Origin of the sequence: Chitinophaga sp., from assembly GCF_036566945.1 — a bacterium.
GTDB lineage: Bacteria > Bacteroidota > Bacteroidia > Chitinophagales > Chitinophagaceae > Chitinophaga.
The window spans coordinates 1-1,801 of sequence record NZ_DATCVJ010000358.1; the positions used below are offsets into that span (position 1 = coordinate 1).

Annotated in this window: 1 protein-coding gene; it reads right to left on the bottom strand. The window is 43.6% G+C overall.

Annotated features, from left to right (window positions below):
• Window positions 1–3: 3 nt before the first annotated feature.
• Entirely contained in the window at window positions 4–1,608 is a 1,605-nt protein-coding gene (locus VIP81_RS10575) for an NAD(P)/FAD-dependent oxidoreductase (RefSeq protein ID WP_331959621.1), read from the bottom strand.
• Window positions 1,609–1,801 lie beyond the last annotated feature (193 nt).

Consider the following 1,801-nt stretch of genomic DNA (forward strand, 5'->3'; position numbering starts at 1 on the left):
CGGTTATTTTTTCTCTTCATGATATTCCTGCTCTGTGTTAATAGACCAGATATTGGATTTGGTAACGATACCATTGGTGATATTGTCTACCGCCACCATGGCTGTGAGCATGGAGTGATCTGAGTTATTGTATTTGTGCATACCATTGCGGCCTACGAGGAACAGGTTTTCGAAAGAATCTATATAAGTTTTGAGTTCATCGAAACGTTCGTAGGTACCCCAGTATGCCGGATATGTTTTTTCCATTCTGAGTACGGTGGCGTCCAATACATCTGACTGTTGCGCCAGACCAATTTTGCAGAGTTCTGTAATAGCTGTTTGTCTGATTTCTTCATCGGTCAGTTCCCAGAAATCATCTCCTTTATTACAGAAGTATTCCATGCCTACCCAGGTAGTATCCGGATCTTTCACCATGTAGGGGCTCCAGTTATTAAAGAGTTGAAGGCGTCCTACTTTCACATCTTTTTCCTGTATATAAATCCAGGTATCTTTTAATTCCAGTGGTTTGTGCTGGCCAGTTTTTTTATCTTCGAAACTGAGGTTTTTTAGTAAGATACCGATGGTGATGAAGTCACGGTAATGCAGTCCTGCTGCGATTTCTCTTACATTGGCAGGTACATCTGTTTCCATGTCGGCCACCAGTTCTTTGATAGGCATGGTAGAAAAGAAATAATCTCCTTCCAATGTGACTACTTCGCCGGTTGTGCGGTCTAATACATCAATGGCGGTAATCTGGTTGCCGGAGGAGTGAATCTTTTTCACGTCGTGCTGCATGAGTACCGTACCGCCTTTGTTGATCACCTGGTGTGCTACTTCTTCCCACAGTTGACCGGGACCATGTTTGGGGTAGAGGAATTGTTCAATCAGGCTGGTTTCTACATTTTTTTGTTTGAGATCTTTGGGTTTCCCGGCGGCGATAGCTGATTTTACTGCATGTGAAATGGCTTTGCCGATGGAAATACCTTTGATTCGCTGTGCGCCCCATTCAGCAGAAATGGAGCTACAGGAAATGCCCCATACTTTTTCGGTATAGTCTTTAAAGAAAAGATGATAGAGTGTTTTACCGAAGCGGTTAATCATAAAATCTTCCAGAGACTTTTCATTTTTTCTTGGAAAAACTTGTGCCCACAGGTAAGAGAACATGATGCTGATGGTAGTGGTGAATCCCAGTTTACGCAGGGTATCAATGGATAGTTGTATGGGATAGGTAAAGAATTTTTTGAGGAAATAAATACGCGAGAGGCGTTGTCTCACCAGCATAATCAGGTCGGGGTTAGGAGCTACCAGGGTATCGGTGCTGCTGTTGTTATTGCGGGTGGCTTTTACTTCCCGGGTTTTTGACTGATAGCTGATAGAAAATATTTCCGCGGCTTCTTTATCCAGCGGCATCATGTTCATCCACCAGTCCATTACGCGATCGGATTTGGAGAAGAACCGATGTCCTCCAATATCAATGCGGTTACCTTTGTAGTTGACCGTTTTGGAAATACCACCGATGTCAGTACTTTTTTCCAGTACTACAGGTAAGATACTGGTGCGCTGTAATAATTCATAGGCAGCAGTCAGCCCGGCAGGGCCAGCGCCAATGATGATAGCTTTCTTTTGCATGAGCGAATGAGGTTGTTGAATAAATGATTTCTGAGGTGAGCATGTTGTGACGACGACCTACTTGTCTGTAATGAAGTGTTGGAGCGGCTTCCCCCGGACATAAAAATGGTGGAACCTGTTAAACGTTGGCATAGCTAAATGGTTTTATGCAGGTACTTCCAACGAAGGAATTACCTGTTTTGAGGGTGTATAT

Excerpts from the sequence above, each read along its gene's own strand:
- VIP81_RS10575 (WP_331959621.1), bottom strand. The coding sequence starts at position 1,608 with ATGCAAAAGAAAGCTATCATCATTGGCGCTGGCCCTGCCGGGCTGACT.